This is a genomic window from Sphingobacteriales bacterium (genome assembly GCA_016700115.1).
Lineage (GTDB): Bacteria > Bacteroidota > Bacteroidia > Chitinophagales > UBA2359 > UBA2359.
In genome coordinates this window covers 5,049,432-5,066,955 of record CP064999.1, presented here as the reverse complement: position 1 = coordinate 5,066,955, position 17,524 = coordinate 5,049,432, and the positions used below count along the sequence as shown (strand labels likewise).

The following is a 17,524-nucleotide window of genomic DNA, read 5'->3' as shown; positions in this document are numbered from 1 at the left end:
ACTAAAATAAATCGTCAAAGAGTGTTGGCTCTTTCATCGGTTTTTCGGGTTCGTAATTTGTTATTAGAACTTCAACACTTGCGTTTTTATCACGAATAATAGTTTGATAGTTGGAATTTGAATAATTGTAATCAATGAAATTGATTTTGTAATTCGGATTTTTTGCAACCCAATTTTTCAAAATATCGTTTGATTTTCTTTTGTGTTCCAAAACATTTGACAACGCAAATTTTATGTTTTGATTATCCAAACTGTCAAGCAAATTCAGCAGTTCTTTTTCTTCTTTTGTCGTCCAACCTTTGAAACCACGTTTGCCGTCATTGTAAGTTCCTGTCGTTATCAAATAAGGTGGGTCGCAATACACAAAGTCGTTCACACCAAAATTGGAAAAATCAAAATGATTAAAACAAACATTGGCGAAGCTAATGTTTGTTTCTTTTATTCTGATGATAAATTTTTCCAAGTTTTGTTTCATCGTTGCGTTGAAACTACTGCGTTCACGCCCAAACGGATTATTAAATTCGTGGCTGTTATTAAACCGAATTTGATGATTAAACGTGAAAGCAATTAAAACCAATAAGTCTAACGGATTTTTTTGTTCGTTGTAAAGCGAACGCATTTGTTTGTATCCGTTTTCGTTTGTCAAAGACAAATCAAATTGTCTAACTCGATTTTCTATGTGCCCGATTGTTGTGTCAAGGTCATTTTCTTGAAACGCTTTGTACATTTCAATTAAGTAAGTCAGAATGTCGTTGCAGTAAATTTTATTGGCGTTTACGTTAAGTCCAACATTGCAACCACCTGCAAAAAGGTCAATAAAGTTGTCAATTTCGTTTGGAAACAAAGGTAAAATTTGGTCAAGCAACTTCGCTTTACCGCCAATATAGTTCAGCGGCGATTTGATTTGTTTGAGTTTGTATGTCTGCAAAACTGCCATTTGATTACTTTATTTTCATTATATCGCAAAGATACATTTTTGATTGGTTTTAGGATAAACAAATCTTCAATTTTTTGTCGGAAATTTTTAAGAGTTACGGTTGTTCTAAAAATGGCATATAACATCTGTAGAAACGCAACTTTTGCGTACATAACTAAAACTTGCGTCTATCTCCCCTTATTATGCGTTTTTACGAATCTACCTGTTGCAAATATACAAGAATATCAAATCACAAATATTATTCTACAACAATTTCTGCCTCACTTGTTACTCTTTTTCTCAATAAACCTAAAAAGGGCTACCAACTTTCTACACCGCTCAACAACAAAAAAGCCCTCACTATTTCGGGCAAGGGCTTTTTGAGTAATACAGTTCACCGTTGTCTGATTTCTACCGAACTCTAAATTGGAAAGGATCAGACCATTCGCTGTAACCTTTCGTACTGTAGGTGCGGGTTTGAAACCAATATAATTTGCCGGGGGTTAGTCCGGTTAGATAGAACGTGGCTTTTGTTTGAGGGGGAAGTTCAGTCCACGTAGTTTCGGGTAATAAAGGATCGGGTGCGAAACGAATTTGATTTTGGATAGCGTTTGCCATTTTTTTCGATCTGATTTTGGCTTCTCCAATATGTGATCCGTCTTTTCCTGACAAAATTATCGGTTTTTCCGATTCTTCGGCTTCGCCGGTATCGGTTGTGTACAATTCGAATCCCGAAGTTAACAAAATTGCTTCGGAATCCAGACCATTCAAATCTACATAAATACCCAATCTTTGCAAAATGCCAATGACTATCGCTCTTTTTTCTTTTCTGATGGCAATTAAATGCGTTCCTCCGAATGAGGCATTAGAAATGGATACTTCATACTCGTCGAGCGCAGTTGTAAGATCTAACACTGCAGGAACAGGTGTCGGAAAATTAGGATTGGCAGTCAAGTCATGAGCTACCTTTCTTCCTCTTGCTAATATTTGTGCATCGGTTTTATCTTTAAAACCTTTTGCTGTTCTGTAGGTTTCCATAAACGATGGTTTTAGGGGGGGTAAAAAAAGTGAAAAAATATGGTGAACTGTATTACCTTAGTTTTACGGGGTTTGAACTTTCGGTTTTACCGGTTAATCCAACCCTCTTTTTGAAAATTATTAAATCGCTATTGTCTGAGTTGTTTAAAAAAAACTATTTTCAAATGTTGCTCTATAAACGTAAAACGGTAGATATTTAGTAACCAAATAAGTTTATAAACCTAATTTTTTAACAATATTTAACACAAAAATTGCTATTGTCATAAAAATGGGGGGCAATTACCTCCAAATAGGCATTTTAGGTTCTATTTTGAACCGTTTATCGGGATGAATGAACCGTTTATCGGGATGAATGAACCGTTTATCTAGATAAATGAAACGTTTATCGGGATAAATGAAACGTTTAACGGGATAAATGAAACGTTTAACGGGATAAATGAAACGTTTAACGGGATAAATGAAACGTTTAACGGGATAAATGAAACGTTTAACGGGATAAATGAAACGTTTAACGGGATAAATGAAACGTTTAACGGGATAAATGAAACGTTTAACGGGATAAATGAAACGTTTAACGGGATAAATGAAACGTTTAACGGGATAAATGAAACGTTTAACGGGATAAATGAAACGTTTAACGGGATAAATGAAACGTTTAACGGGATAAATGAAACGTTTAACGGGATAAATGAAACGTTTAACGGGATAAATGAAACGTTTATCGGGATAAATGAAACGTTTATCGGGATAAATGAAACGTTTAACGGGATAAATGAAACGTTTAACGGGATAAATGAACCGTTTATCGGGATGAAGGGAACGTTTTTACTTAGGGGAATTCCAAACTTTCAGGTATGGAGGTTGAATGAGTAATGTATTAATATTTTAACTCACCCCCCAGGTCCCCTCTCTTCCCAAAATGCAATCAACTATCCGGATCTAAGGTTTTTTGTCGAGGCGCAAGGCAAAGAGGGGTAGTAAGAGCGAACATGATTATAGGTTCTTGGTAAGAAGCAGGAGTTCTTGCCCCTCTCTTTGAAACTGACAAGACGGTAAAAGACAGTTTGTACCAATCTGTTTGAATCGGATTTTAAATAATTTCATTAGAAACAAGTTTGCCCCTAATTTGGGATTTAAGGTCATGGCTCCTGCTATTCTTTAACTGCTCATTCGAATTGTTTTATCATAAATGGTTGAAAAAAAAGGAATTTCGGGCAGAGAAAATTACGGATAATCTCTGATATTCGCAGAAAAGGGTAAATTTGCCCGAACACATTCTTTTTAGTGTGTTTGTGGAGATTTGGGAATAAGGATGCCCATATTTTTTCTGTTTTGAGGGGTGGTAAATTCGGATTTGCTTTTTTTCTAACAAACAACCTAACTTATGAATATAGACAACAAACTACCCTTGCTTGTAGAAGCGGCATGGGAAGTATGCAATCAGGTGGGAGGAATTTATACCGTGTTGAGGAGTAAAGTTCCGGCAGCAGTTGAAAAATGGGGGAGCAGGTATTTGCTGATGGGTCCTTATGTTCGTCAACATGCGATGTCGGAATTTGAGCCGACCAATGATTTTAACGACCCTATTGGACGGACCGTACAATTGATGCAACAAGCTGGATTTGAAGTTCATTACGGTCATTGGCTGATTACAGGTCGCCCCAAAGTTGTTTTGTTCAACCTCGCATCAATTGGTCATAAATTACCTCAGATACGCTATGAGTTTTGGAAAGCACATCGTATCCCTTTGCCTGAACACAGCGATTTAGTCAATGGGGTGATGGCATTCGGACATGCTATGCTGGAATTTTTAAAGCGATTAGTGATGCAGGTTGATGCCAATCAAAACCCCATCATCGCTCATTTTCACGAATGGATGGCAGCAACCCCAATACCGGATATGCGCCGTATGAAAATGCCGGCAAAAATTGTGTTCACCACTCATGCCACGCAATTGGGGCGTTATCTTTGCGGGGGCGATACCCATTTTTACCAAAACCTCCCCCTGTATAACTGGCAGCGCGAAGCAGCAAAATTTGGCGTTGAAGGACCGGCCGGTATAGAAAGAATTGCCGCTTTATATTCCGATGCTTTTACCACGGTCAGCGATATTACCGGCCGTGAATGTCTGTATTTTCTCGGCAGAAAACCGGATGTCGTAACACCAAACGGTTTAAACATTGAGCGATATGAAGCCCTGCACGAGTTTCAGGTTTTGCACAAAGAGTATAAGGAAAAAATTAACCAGTTTATCATGGGGCATTTTTTCCACAATTATAAGTTTGACCTCAACGAAACCCTTTATTTCTTTACTTCCGGCAGGTTTGAGTTTGTCAACAAAGGCTATGACCTGACATTGGAAGCCATCAAACGACTCAACTATTTGATGAAGAGGTACAGGGTCAATAAAACCGTGGTCATGTTTATGGTTACCAAACAGCCTTTTCATACCATCAATCCTTTGGTGCTTCAGTTAAGAGCTTCATTGGAAGAAATCAAACAAACTTGTGAAGCCATCACCAAACAGGTTGGAGAACGATTGTTTTTTGAAGTAGCTGCGGGCACCAATCCAAAATTGCCCGCCATGAATGAGTTTATTGATGAATATTGGCGGCTTAGACTTCGCCGCAGTGTTCAGGCCTGGAAATCTGACCAATTGCCCATAGTTGTTACGCATACCCTGACAAACGATAATGCGGACCCCATTATTCAGTTTATCCGCCGCGAAGGGTTGTTTAACAAGCCGGACGATCCGGTAAAAATTGTTTACCATCCCGACTTTATAACTTCAACCAGTCCTTTATTTGGTATGGATTATACGCAGTTTGTACGCGGATGTCATTTGGGGGTTTTCCCAAGCTATTACGAACCCTGGGGCTATACACCCTTGGAAGCTTTGGCAAGCGGAGTTCCCGCAGTAACGAGCGATTTGGCCGGGTTTGGTGATTTTGTGGAAAAAAATATAGAAAATTATCACCAAAAAGGAATCTATGTGGTCAATCGGTTTAATAAGCGTTTTGACGATTCGGCAAATGACCTTGCTTTTAAAATGTTCACCTTTGTTCAAAAATCGCGGCGCGAACGCATCGCACAGCGCAATCAGGCCGAAAATGTTGCCGCCGAATTTGACTGGAACATCCTTTACCGGTTTTATGAAAAAGCCTATCAATGGGCAATGTACAATAAAAGGTAAATCCTAACCCATAAAGTATCAGTTGTTCAGTTATTCCAATCCCAGATAACGATACTCCATTCGGTTTGGTCGGGTGCGAAGTAACGGTGAAGCTCTTTAAAGCCAATTCGTTGATGTGCCTTTTGTGAACGCAGGTTTGTAGCCGCGATTTCGGTAATGGCAAAATCGTATTTAGATTGAAACCTGTTTTTATAAGCAGTATAAATTTGGTCAAAAATGCCTTTGCCCCGGTACTCCTTATCTATACAAACCTGACCTACAACAAGATACCGGTAATTTGACACAGGTTTGTTTTGGTAATTTATTTGGTCAAATACCACAAACATCGGTTCAAGAACAGGTAAGGCAGTAGCAGAAGCTTTGGTCATTGCCAAAACATAGCCGATCACTTTGTCTCCCTCTTTAGCTATGATATGATTTTCTAACTCGTTCAGTGCAGACAACTCGTCGTATTTATGAGTAACGGTTACAAATCCCTGCGATTGGATTTCGAAAGGAGTCAGGGATGCAGCTAAATTGGCTTTTTGCAAATCAAGAATTGCAACTAAATCGTTCGAGGTTTCAGCTATGGAGAACTGTATCATAAGGGAAAAACGTGTGATTTCAATTAACGGTTGGAGGTAAGATCCAGGTAAATTTGAATGACCTCGTCTGTGGTTAATTTTCTAAAATCTGCAAAACGATACTGCGGGTAAAATGCGCGAAGATGGAGAATATAATCAGATCGTTTCGGGTCTTGGGGTAAATTTGCAGGAATACTACTCAAAGGAAGGATATAATATCCTTGTTTAGATATATCATTGAGCATTTCGTCAGAGGGCTGTTCAATATGACATAACTGACACAGACCGGAATTCAGTTTGCCATATTCAAATACATCAATGCTGTTTAAATAAGTATTCCCGAACTGATAAACCTGAGCAGATGGGGTCTTTTCGGGAACAATAATATCAAAATGTAAAACATCTCCTTGTTTATCCGGAATATATGTATCCCAAACTTCAACTTTCATATCCTGTACTATTTTGAAAGTATAAACTTCAGTCATAACAACATGAAAGACTAAAAAGATTTGGCAAAATGAAAATTCAAACAACGCATCTGCCAATGTTTTGATAACAGGCATTATTTGTGAGTATGAAATGCACTATTAAAAACTTGTTTGTTTCGGGTAAGCTGTTAAAAGAGAACCCCAAGTTTTATTCTAACAGGCAGCCACAATATTTACAATAAACAGCATCTTCATCGTGTCCGTATTTGCCACAGTTATTGCAGTTGATGGTCGTATATGTTTTTTTTGCCTGAATAAGGGCAGAAGTTACGATGCCTGTTGGTACGGCAATTATTGAATAACCAAGTATCATAATGACAGATGCCAGAAACTTTCCCAAACCTGTGTCAGGGCTGATGTCCCCATATCCCACTGTAGTTAGGGTTACAATTGCCCAGTAAATACTGATAGGGATACTTTCGAACTCCGGATTGACAGTATGCTCAATCAGGTAAAGTACGGAACCAAAGATACAAACACAAACCAAGATAAAGAACAGGAAAACGGTCATTTTGGGCAAACTTTCTTTCAAAGCGGTTACAATAATATTGCCTTGATTTAAAAAGATGTCCAACTTAAAAATCCGGAAAATACGCAGCAGGCGCAAGCCTCTGATAACCAACAAAGAATGAGCGCCGGGAAAAAACAAATCGAGATAAACCGGCAGGATGGAAACAATATCTATGATCCCGAAAAAGCTTTTGGCATAAGCAACAGGTTTATACACACAATACAAGCGGCAAATATATTCTATGGTAAAAAAAATGGTGATGACCCATTCCATTTTATAAAATACATCACCCCATTTTGCTGCTAAAGAAGGGACAGTTTCGAGCATTAACACGATGATGCTCAGCAATATCATGAGCAACAAAACCACATCAAAAAATTTACCGGCTGGTGTTTCAGCTTCAAAAATGATTTCATGCATTTTTTCTCTTAACGGGCTGAAATTCTCCGGTTTATGAGTGTTTTTCTGGTTGTCGAAATTAAGTATCTTCATAGGATAGGCATTCAACTTTTGCGGTGCGAGGTCGAATTAGAAAAAAACATTTACACTGAAAAGGCAAAAAAGAAAAATGCAAATCCCTTTTTTCGGTTATACCCGTTTTTTTTCGGCTTGCAGGTGTTGCAACAGGTTATCTAATTCGTATAGATCGCTCACTAAAACTTCTCTTGCCTTGCTGCCCGCATTAGGGCCAACAATTCCGGCTGCTTCCAATTGGTCCATAATCCGACCTGCACGATTATAGCCGAGTTTTAAACGCCGTTGTATTAAAGAAGTAGAACCTTGCTGATGCTGTACTACAACATAGGCAGCTTCGTCAAACATATCGTCAAACTCCATATTGCTGCTGTTGCTGCCCAAAGTTTCGTCTTCGTCGCGGTATTCCGGCAAAAGAAAAGCATCTGCATAGCCTTGTTGTTCTCCGATAAATTCGGCAACCCGCTCAACTTCATGGGTGTCCACAAATGCGCCCTGCAATCTTATGATATCTCCGCCAATAGATAAAAGCATATCTCCGCTTCCAATCAGTTGATTTGCACCACCTTGGTCAAGAATGGTTCGGGAGTCGACCTTAGCCGTAACTCTGAAAGCCACGCGGACAGGGAAGTTCGCTTTAATGGTACCGGTAATAATGTTTACGGTAGGTCTTTGAGTAGCGATAACTAAATGCAGCCCGACCGCTCGCGAGAGTTGTGCCAGCCTTGCCAAAGGCATTTCTACCTCTTTCCCGGCAGTCATTATCAAATCGGCAAATTCATCTATTACCAACACGATATAGGGTAAAAACCTATGACCTTTTTCGGGGTTTAGTTTCCGTTGTTTAAACTTGCGGTTATATTCGGCAATATTGCGCACATAAGCTTTTTTTAACAGGTTGTAGCGCTCGTCCATTTCGATACAAAGGGCGTTGAGGGTGTGAATCACCTTTTGGGTATCGGTAATTATCGGTTCATCGCTGCCGGGAAGTTTGGCCAAAAAATGCTTTTCAATTACATTGTACAATGAAAGTTCCACCTTTTTAGGGTCTATCATTACAAACTTCAATTCGGCCGGATGTTTTTTATAAACCAAGGATATAAGAATGCTGTTCAGGCAGACAGATTTTCCTTGACCTGTTGAGCCCGCCAAAAGCAGGTGCGGCATTTTTGACAAATCCGCAATAAAGTTTTCGTCCGAGATTGTTTTACCGAGTGCTATGGGCAGCACCATTTTTGTTTGCTGGAATTTTTCAGAGGCAATCAACGAGCGAAGCGAAACAGTTTCTTTGTTTTGATTGGGTACTTCAATTCCAATGGTGCCTTTACCCGGCATCGGAGCTATGATTCGGATGCCCAAAGCAGCAAGGCTAAGGGCAATATCGTCTTCGAGATTGCGAATGCGGGAAATACGGACACCCGGAGCGGGAACAATTTCGTAAAGGGTTACAGTAGGTCCCGGAGTGGCAACAATGCTGGTAATTTCAATATTGTAGTTCAGCAAAGTTTCAATAATCTGCTCTTTGTTGCGTTCCAGTTCTTCACGACTGACGGCAAGCATCTCAACGGGGTGTAAATCCCGCCCATACTTATCCAAAAGGTCAATTTCGGGTTTTGTATATTTACTGAGTTCTAAAGTTGGGTCGTATTCTTCCGTTTCTGTTTCTGTGGTGTGGTCTTCTTTTTCGATGTCTGTTTCGGCTCTGTCAGGTGGAACTGTTTCTATCAGCAATTCACCCGGGTTGGGAGGAGGCAGTTTCTTTTTTCGGTTAATTCGTGCTTGTAACTGCTGATCAAAATCGAGTTGGATTTGCTTGCCTCTTTCAAATTCTGCCACTTCTTCGTCTTCATCCATTAAATCATTGTCTTCTTCTTCATCTGAGATAGATTCCTGAAGATTTCGCCTTCTTCGTTCTTTAAGATTTGAAGGAGCCGATGTATTGAACACGGCAGATAGTTTTTGCAACCAGGGAAATTTAGCTGAAAAACCGGTAAAGGCAGGCACTTGAATACTCAGCTTAAACATAAATATCAACACTAAAGCAACACAAAAAACCAGAAAGAAAAAGGTGCCCGGAAAACCCATAAAAGAGGTGAGCCATTGGGAAAAATAATTACCCAACCAACCACCAAAAGGAAAAGTAAAATATGAAAACAGAAAACTAAGCAAAGTACTTCCCAATACCAACAGGATAAAACTGTTTCGATAGAGTTTAGCAAGCGAGTATTGTTGAAGATTATAAATCAGTTTTCTTCCGGTCATAAACAATACTCCGACTAAAATGAAAGAAGAAAGCCCGAAAAGGCGGTAGAAAAACAAATGTGAAAGATAGCTGCCCAATCTTCCGAGCCAGTTTTCAGTATGGACTTCGGCATCAAACACCGTGTCTAAAAAACCAATGTTTTGAACATAACTGTAATCGCTTCCCCAGCTTTTTACTATAAATGAAATCAGGGCAATGCCTAAAAAAGCAGCCATCAACCAAAAGAAGAATCCGGTTGCTTTTTGAAATCCTTCGGTTTTTAGAAATTTGACGATATTTATACGCAACTTTCGCAAAGCTACCGATGAGGTAGAGGTTTTTCTGCTACCTGACGTACCTGTATTGCCGGTTGTTGTTTTTTTACTCGTAGTAGATGTGGTTTTTTTGGTGGCCATAATTTGTTGGGCTATTAACCGGAAACGCTGATATAACGGTTGTGATTTATTGCAAAGTTATTGTTTGTCTGGCAAAAGTAGCATTTTTTTAAATTAAGTTTGCTAATATTTTTCGCACTTTATTGCAATTCTATGCGAATTCTATGGTTAATTTTTAGTGTTTTATTGCTTTCTGTAAATATGATATTGAGCAATAAAGCTGATATGAAGCAACATCCAATAAATACAAAATCAGTTTCTGCAGACAGTTTGGTTTTAGTAGCTGCTGAACTATACAAACAAAATCAACCGGATTCGGCCTTGATTATATATAATCAAGCGATAAAATATTTTCAACTTTCTAAACAATGGGATAAATGGGAACAAAGTGTGTTAGAGATAAGGGGGATTTATCGCAAAGAAAACGAACATCATAAAGCTGCCCAATTTCTAAAGGCACAAACCGACACTGCTGAAAAATATCTGCCGCCAAAACATAAAACAATCGGCAAATTAAAAGCTTTTTTAGGCATTTCATTCAGCAAAACCGGGGATTATACACAAGCGCTTTTTGCTTATGAAAATGCGCTTAAAAACTTTGAAGACAATGAAAGAAAAGACGCTCTTTGTGCTCAGATTTATAAAAACGCAGGCAATATCTATACCCGCCGCCTGGATTATTACAAAGCCATAGATTACCTGCAAAAAGCACTTCAGCTAAATATTCAGTTAGACGAAAATGCCGCAGCAGCCAATGTTCATAGTGATCTGGCCATTGTTTACAGATACCTTGAAGACTATGACCGCGAGTTGTTTCATTACCGTCAGGCAATTTCATTGCCGGGAATTGATACGCTGCAAATTGCAATTTTTACAACCAATCAGGCAGATACTTATCTTCACCAAAAGCAATACGATTATACTTTGCAAAATTGCAGGGAAGCGCTCCGCCTGTTTAAAACACAAGCTAAAACTCAACCCGACTATATTGCATCGGTATATAATATCATGGGAGAAGTTTTTGCAGCACAAAATCAATTTGCACCTGCATTGGAAAACTATCGCCAAGCACTGAATTATGCCGGGCAAGCTTATGGAAGTCATCATCGGGAATTGGCTCGAATTCAGGTCAGTATCGGTAATTTGTACTTTTCACAACCCACAGAAACCAAACTTGCAGTTGAACATTATCAGGATGCCCTGATTGCACTTATTCCGGAATTTTCTCCGGACAATGCTCTTGAAAACCCAACTATCTCAACCTATTACCCCGAGCCATTCATATTTACAGCACTCACTCAAAAGGCAAGGTCTTTTTACCGGCTATATCAAAACGACAATCAGCTTCAGCATCTCAATTTGGCTTTAGCAACATACGAACTGGCAGTGCAGCAGTCTTCACTCATGCGCCTTGCTTACAGTGCACAGGAAGCAAAACTATATCTGGGAAATTATGCTTACGAAACCTTGACTGAGACCGTTAAAACTGCCGCCGTTTTATATCAGATTACACAAAAACCGGAGGATTTTGATAAAACCCTGACGCTAATGGAATATGGCAAAGCAGCAACATTATTAGAATCGCTCAGAGAAACAGAGACCCTGCAATTTGCTAATTTGCCCGATAGTATCTTAGAGCAAAAGAGAACTTTAGAACTGGATATTTACAGACTTGCAAACACTTATCAACCTGATGCTGCTCAACAGGACAGTCTTTTTATGTTTAAACGAAATCTGGAAAAATTTAATTCACAGGTTCAGCAACAGTATAAAAACTATCGAAATCTAAATTCTGCGATACAGGCTTCTGATATTCAATTACTCCGACAACAAATTCTTACCGATACCACCGCCCTGATAGCATATTTCATGATGCCTGATGAGTTAATAGCAGTAGGACTGACACAATCAAAAACTGCCTTTTACAGATTTCACACGGATACTTTGTTAAGTCTGTTGCTGGACCAATTGATCAGCCAAATCGCGATGCCTTCCCAAAGCACAAATGCTAACGAAAACTACCGCCAATTTGCCCGGACAGGCAATCAGCTTTATCGTTTACTGTTAGAGCCATTGTTAAAACAATTGCCGGATAATATCTCCCGTTTGACTTTTATACCGGATGGGCAGTTAAACTATCTGCCATTTGAAACTTTGCTGACCGAGTTGCCCGACACACTTAAAACCGATTACCGGCCCACTCATACCCCTTATTTGATTAACCGGTTTGCTATTGGCTATGCTCCTTCTGCCGCTTTACTTGCAGAAACGACGCTTCGCAATGCTAAAGCCAATCAAACCGGCAATTGGATAGGCTTTGCTCCCGATTTTAATGAACATTCTAAGGAAAACAGGTTGGAAATAAGAAACGATTGTGATTCAGAAGACTTATTACCGCTGCAATGCAATCAAAAAGAAATTACCGACATTCAACGATTTACAGGTGGTAAAACAGTGCAAGCTAAAAAAGCCACCAAAAATCAGTTTTTGTCAGACGCTAATGACTTCGAGGTGATACATCTCGCCACTCACGCCTGTATTGATAATGATCAGCCCATGCAAAGTAAAATATATTTTACAGACCGGCCATTGATGGCTTATGAATTATACACCTTACCGGTAAATGCTCAGCTAACTGTGCTCAGTGCTTGCAATACCGGCATTGGGAAATGGGAACGAGGTGAAGGGGTCATGAGTTTGAGCAGAGGATTCTTATATGCCGGCTGTTCCAGTTTAATCACCACTTTATGGTCTGTCAACGATTGTGCAACTGCAGATATTATGACCAAATTCTACCAATATTCAACAAAGAACCATCTCGGTTTGCCCGAAGCACTAAGGCAAGCCAAATTAAGCTATCTCCAAAATCCCTCTTTAAATATGCTTTCAGCCCATCCCTTTTTTTGGGCGGCATCCATTCAAACAGGTAGTCCGAGAGGGTTTGACAATCAGATTGGTAAAATTCAATTGCTTCCTTTTATCGGAGCCATTGTTCTGACAATCGGTGGTTTAGCGTTTTTTGTTTTGATTTGGTGGAAGTTTGGTAAAAACAAGAACAACAGGAAACCAAGGGTTCAAAAATTTTAGAATTTTGGAAATATCAGGTTGCTCAGGTAGTAAAAAAGGGCATAAAATTGAATAAAAACTGCCTTTTCAAAAGTTCTATGTACCCCTGCAATGACTTAGATTGCCTCTGCATTGGGTTAATGCACCCCTGCAATGACTTAGATTGCCTCTGCATTGGGTTAATGCATCCCTGCAAAGGCTTAAATTGCCTCTGCATTGGGTCAATGCACCCCTGCAATAACTTAAATCGCCTCTGCATAGGGTCAATGCACCCCTGCAATGACTTAAATTGCCTCTGCATAGGATGAATGTACCCTTGCAATGACCTAAATTGCCTGTGCAAAGGGTCAATGCACCCCTGCAATAAACTTTTGTCAACCTCATTTAATGCCCCAAATCGTAGTTTTTCTGGATTGATTGATATTGAGGCATGAGCAAAGTTTCAATTTGAAGAGAACTGAGCAAAAGCAAATTTATGCCTCCTGAAACCGGATCAACGAATAAGTTTTTTAGAATAACTCCTTTTCAAAATTAAACCTAACTCCATCAACCAAACAATAAGGGGGTTTAAAGGGTGGAAAATAAGTTGCTCTGATATGACGGGCAATTTTTTCTGCATCCCAGTTCAAATCAATTTGTTTGATCTCTTCAATTTCATGGCGATAATGGTATGAAGTTCCCCGAACAGGAATAAGATGTTCCTGTAAAACAGGAGTGTAGTTACCGGTTACTATATCGGAAAGGTGGGAACAGAACAATTCATTTGAAGCATTTTCGGTAAGTTCATAGAGTTCAGAGATCCAACAATTATCAGGTATTGGAAATCTTTTTTCAAATAAAATTGCACCGTTGTCTATTCCTTCTTCTAACCTGTGCAAAGTCGTTCCAAATACTTTTGCCTTATCTAAAATGGCAAAAGAAAATTGATTACATCCTCTGTATTCCGGCAAAGGGGCCATGTGTAGATTAACCGCAATTTGTCTTGCCTTTTGAATATGCCGGGGCTTTAATATGCGATGATATTGTACAGAAATCAGGATATCACAATCAGGAATTTCTTCTAAAGAAGGCAGGAGGGCAATACGATTTTGAAGGCTCAAATATTCAATGTCCGTATTAAATTTTTCATTGTTTGATTTAGTTCCGACTGCAATGACTTTTGCGTGTAGAGAGCCGGCTACTTTCAAGAGATATTGCAAACAAGTAAGACCTATTGATTTTGTGCCTAAATAAACAATTGTTTTCATTTGGAGATAATTTGATAAGCAAAATAACAGCTTTTCAGAGATAAATAGCAAAGAAAAATCAAAATTCAACACTTAATTTGCCCAAATATCGTGTTGCAAATCTACAAAGCCTTATATTTGCACGCTCATTTCAAAAATGAGTATTTTTTATCACAGTTTTATTCCAAAACAAACGTTTATATATCATGCAGGCAAAAGGACTGGTGAAGTTTTTCGGTATTGCGCTTGCGTTGGTTTGCATTTATCAGTTATCGTTTACTGTTTTTACAAACAGGGTAGAAAGCAAAGCAACACAATATGCAAAAGAGGCTGCTGCAAAATTGACAGATGCTACCGAAGAGCAGAAGTATTTAGAAGAGCGCAATGCGAAGCGCCGTTATTTAGATTCGGTTTCATTGAAGCCGGTTGTAAACCTGGGTATTGCCAAGTTTACTTATCAGCAAATCAAAGAACGACAAATCAATTTAGGCCTCGACCTTCAGGGAGGAATGAGTGTTGTACTGCAGGTTTCATTGCAGGAATTTATCAAGGCCATGTCTAACAATAATCCTGATCCTGTATTGGCTCAAGCCATGAAAAAAGCAGACGAGTTATTGCTAAATTCACAGGAAGATTATATCACCTTGTTTGGCAGATCATTTGCACAAATTGATCCAAATGCAAGATTAGCCCCTCTTTTTGCCAGCAGCGAATTTCAAACAAAAATAACTCTTAATTCCTCAAACGACGAAGTACTGAATGTTATCAGAGAGGAAGCACAAGCATCAGTTAAGCGCACATACGAAATTATCCGAAGCCGTATAGATAAGTTTGGGGTTGCTCAACCCAATATCAGTCTCCAGGAATCAACCGGTCGTATAGTAGTAGAGCTTCCAGGAGTTGATGACCCAGACAGGGTTAGAAAATTACTTCAGGCAACTGCAAAATTAGAATTTTGGGAAACTTACGAAGTGAGTCAGGACTTGTTCAATATGTTTAATGAGGCGAATAACATCCTGAAACTCGAATTGGGAATTGATACCGCAAAAACAGATACTCCAAAATCAGATACAGGTCAGACCGAAGAGGAAAAAGATACTACAGGTACCACCCAAACAGAAACACCAAAATCTGATTCTGATACTACTTCTACCGGCAGCCCAACAGATACTTCATCTAATAAGAGCAGTAGTGATACATCCGCTACGTCTTCTTTATTAGATGATAAAACGGAAAGCACAGATACCGACTCATTGAGTTTGGAGGAACAAAGACGACAAAATCCATTTTTTGCTATTTTCAGCCCATCCCAAAACTCCGGTAGTATGATTGGGTTTGTCAATGGAACCGATACTGCCAAATTTCATGAATACTTAAACAAACCTTTGGTAAAAGCATCGTTTCCGCCCGACCTGAAGTTTTTGTTAAGCGCAAAACCGATTGATAGCCCTGAAAGCCCCAACGTTTTTGCTGTTTATGCTATTAAAAGCAGATTTGGCAGCAATTTTAAAGCACCATTGGAAGGGGATGCAATTGTAGATGCCCGCCCCGATTTTGATATGAACCAGTCAGTAGTCGTAACCATGCAGATGAACTCAGAAGGTGCGAGTATGTGGCGAAAACTAACTGCTGAAAATATTCAAAAAAGTATTGCCGTAGTATTAGATAATATGGTCTATTCTGCTCCTGTAGTACAGGGTGAAATAGCCGGTGGTAATTCACAAATTACGGGGAACTTCAGCATCACAGAAGCAGAAGACCTTTCCAATATTCTGAAATCGGGAAAACTTCCGGCACCGGCACGAATCATTGAAGAAGAAGTAGTAGGTCCTACATTAGGGAAAGAATCCATCAGAAGCGGTTTGCTTTCTTTGCTCTTAGGCTTGTTGGTAGTAGTTGTATTTATGGTTTTTTACTACAACAAAGGCGGTGTCATGGCAAATTTAGCCCTGTTTGCAAACTTGTTTTTTATTATGGGGATACTGGCTTCTATGGGTGCAGTACTGACCTTACCGGGTATGGCAGGTATCGTATTGACAATGGGTATGGCAGTAGATGCCAACGTAATTATCTTTGAACGGATAAGAGAAGAACTCGCAAAAGGAGCAAGTGTTAAAAAAGCAATTAGCGACGGTTACAGTAAATCTTATTCAGCTATTATAGATGGTAACCTAACCACACTTATCACCGGAATTATTTTGTTCTATTACGGATTAGGTCCGGTTATGGGATTTGCTACCGTTTTGATCATTGGTATTCTGACTTCTATGTTTACCGCAATTCTTCTGTCCCGGTTGGTTATTGACTGGTATATCGGACGCGGAGGAGTCATGAAATATGGTACAGAATTAACTCAAAATGCTTTCAAAAATGTCAATTTTGAATTTTTGGGTAAACGCAAAATATTCTACATAATCAGTGGAATCCTTATTGGTGCAGGACTTATTTCAATTGTAACAAAAGGTTTTGATTATGGAGTTGACTTTGAAGGAGGCCGAACTTATGTGGTACGGTTTACCAACAACGTTTCAGCACCTGAACTTAGACAGGCACTAACACCTGTTTTTGAGGGGAAAGAACCATTAGTCAGAACTTATGGCGCTTCCAATCAATTTAAAATAACAACCAGCTACCTGATTGATGATATCAATCCCGAAATTGATAAACAAGTCATGTTAAAATTGCATGAAGGGATTGGAAAATTTGAAAACAACATCAGTTTTGAAGATTTTACTTCCAAAACTGTGGTTAGCTCCCAAAAAGTTGGACCTTCAATTGCAGATGATATTAAGAATGGTGCTATTTGGGCTTCAATATTTGCTTTATTGGGTATCTTCCTCTATATCTTTATCCGTTTCAGGAAGTGGCAATACGGTGCCGGAGCCATCATTTCGACTGCTCACGATGCTATAGCGGTAGTTGGTTTGTTTTCAATTTTTTCCGGAATTTTACCCTTTTCAATGGAAATAGATCAAGCATTTATTGCTGCTATATTGACCATCATCGGATATTCAGTCAATGATACTGTGGTAGTTTTTGACCGTATTCGGGAATATTTAGGGTTAAATCCTAAAGCAAAAATGGATGAAACTGTGAATGCTGCAATCAATGACACATTGAGCAGAACAGTGATGACCTCTTTTACAACGTTACTAACCGTTTTTGTCTTGTTTATTTTTGGTGGCGACACTATTCGCGGTTTCTCTTTTGCTTTATTGATTGGTATTGCTATTGCTACTTATTCTTCTATTTTTGTTGCAGCCCCCGTCATGTATGACCTTAGTAAACTGGAACAGGATAGAAGAGAACGAGCTGCAAAAGAAGCTGAAACAAAACAAGCACAAACAACTAAAAAAACCGGACAAAAAACATAGTTAATTATCTATAATCATATTTGTAACCCGCAACATAC

Annotated in this window: 10 protein-coding genes; 3 read left to right on the top strand and 7 right to left on the bottom strand. The window is 39.1% G+C overall.

Annotation, left to right across the window (positions count from 1 at the left end):
- Position 1 precedes the first annotated feature (1 nt).
- Both IPM47_18135 and IPM47_18130 read right to left on the bottom strand, forming a co-directional pair.
- Positions 2 to 937 (bottom strand): DNA adenine methylase, encoded by a 936-nt coding sequence (locus tag IPM47_18135; protein ID QQS28740.1) that lies wholly within the window; start codon positions 935 to 937, stop codon positions 2 to 4.
- A 390-nt stretch (positions 938 to 1,327) separates the two neighbouring features.
- Entirely contained in the window at positions 1,328 to 1,954 is a 627-nt protein-coding gene (locus tag IPM47_18130) for a fibronectin type III domain-containing protein (protein ID QQS28739.1), read from the bottom strand.
- Between the two features lie 1,384 nt (positions 1,955 to 3,338).
- On the opposite strand from IPM47_18130, the gene IPM47_18125 reads away from it, so the two are divergent.
- The gene (locus IPM47_18125; protein ID QQS28738.1) at positions 3,339 to 5,147 is read left to right on the top strand and encodes a glycosyltransferase; all 1,809 of its coding nucleotides are present in this window, start codon (positions 3,339 to 3,341) and stop codon (positions 5,145 to 5,147) included.
- A gap of 26 nt (positions 5,148 to 5,173) precedes the next feature.
- Here IPM47_18125 and IPM47_18120 read toward each other — a convergent pair whose 3' ends face one another.
- From IPM47_18120 to IPM47_18105, 4 genes are all read right to left on the bottom strand, one after another.
- Positions 5,174 to 5,731: a GNAT family N-acetyltransferase gene (locus tag IPM47_18120; protein ID QQS28737.1), complete on the bottom strand. Its 558-nt coding sequence runs from the start codon at positions 5,729 to 5,731 to the stop codon at positions 5,174 to 5,176.
- Positions 5,732 to 5,754: 23 nt separating this feature from the next.
- A complete protein-coding gene (locus IPM47_18115; protein ID QQS28736.1) occupies positions 5,755 to 6,273 on the bottom strand; it encodes a DUF2024 family protein in 519 nt (172 codons plus the stop codon).
- 73 nt (positions 6,274 to 6,346) lie between these two features.
- The gene (locus IPM47_18110; protein ID QQS28735.1) at positions 6,347 to 7,201 is read right to left on the bottom strand and encodes an ion transporter; all 855 of its coding nucleotides are present in this window, start codon (positions 7,199 to 7,201) and stop codon (positions 6,347 to 6,349) included.
- Between the two features lie 96 nt (positions 7,202 to 7,297).
- A complete protein-coding gene (locus tag IPM47_18105; protein QQS28734.1) occupies positions 7,298 to 9,841 on the bottom strand; it encodes a DNA translocase FtsK 4TM domain-containing protein in 2,544 nt (847 codons plus the stop codon).
- A 204-nt stretch (positions 9,842 to 10,045) separates the two neighbouring features.
- On the opposite strand from IPM47_18105, the gene IPM47_18100 reads away from it, so the two are divergent.
- Entirely contained in the window at positions 10,046 to 12,907 is a 2,862-nt protein-coding gene (locus IPM47_18100; GenBank protein ID QQS28733.1) for a CHAT domain-containing protein, read from the top strand.
- Positions 12,908 to 13,395: 488 nt separating this feature from the next.
- On the opposite strand, the gene IPM47_18095 is transcribed toward IPM47_18100, so the two are convergent.
- Positions 13,396 to 14,133 carry a hypothetical protein gene (locus tag IPM47_18095; GenBank protein ID QQS28732.1) on the bottom strand — a complete coding sequence of 246 codons (738 nt, stop codon included), beginning with the start codon at positions 14,131 to 14,133 and terminating at the stop codon, positions 13,396 to 13,398.
- Between the two features lie 185 nt (positions 14,134 to 14,318).
- Between IPM47_18095 and secDF the strand changes: the two genes are divergently transcribed.
- Positions 14,319 to 17,486 carry a protein translocase subunit SecDF gene (gene secDF, locus IPM47_18090; GenBank protein QQS28731.1) on the top strand — a complete coding sequence of 1,056 codons (3,168 nt, stop codon included), beginning with the start codon at positions 14,319 to 14,321 and terminating at the stop codon, positions 17,484 to 17,486.
- The last annotated feature ends 38 nt before the right edge of the window (positions 17,487 to 17,524 follow it).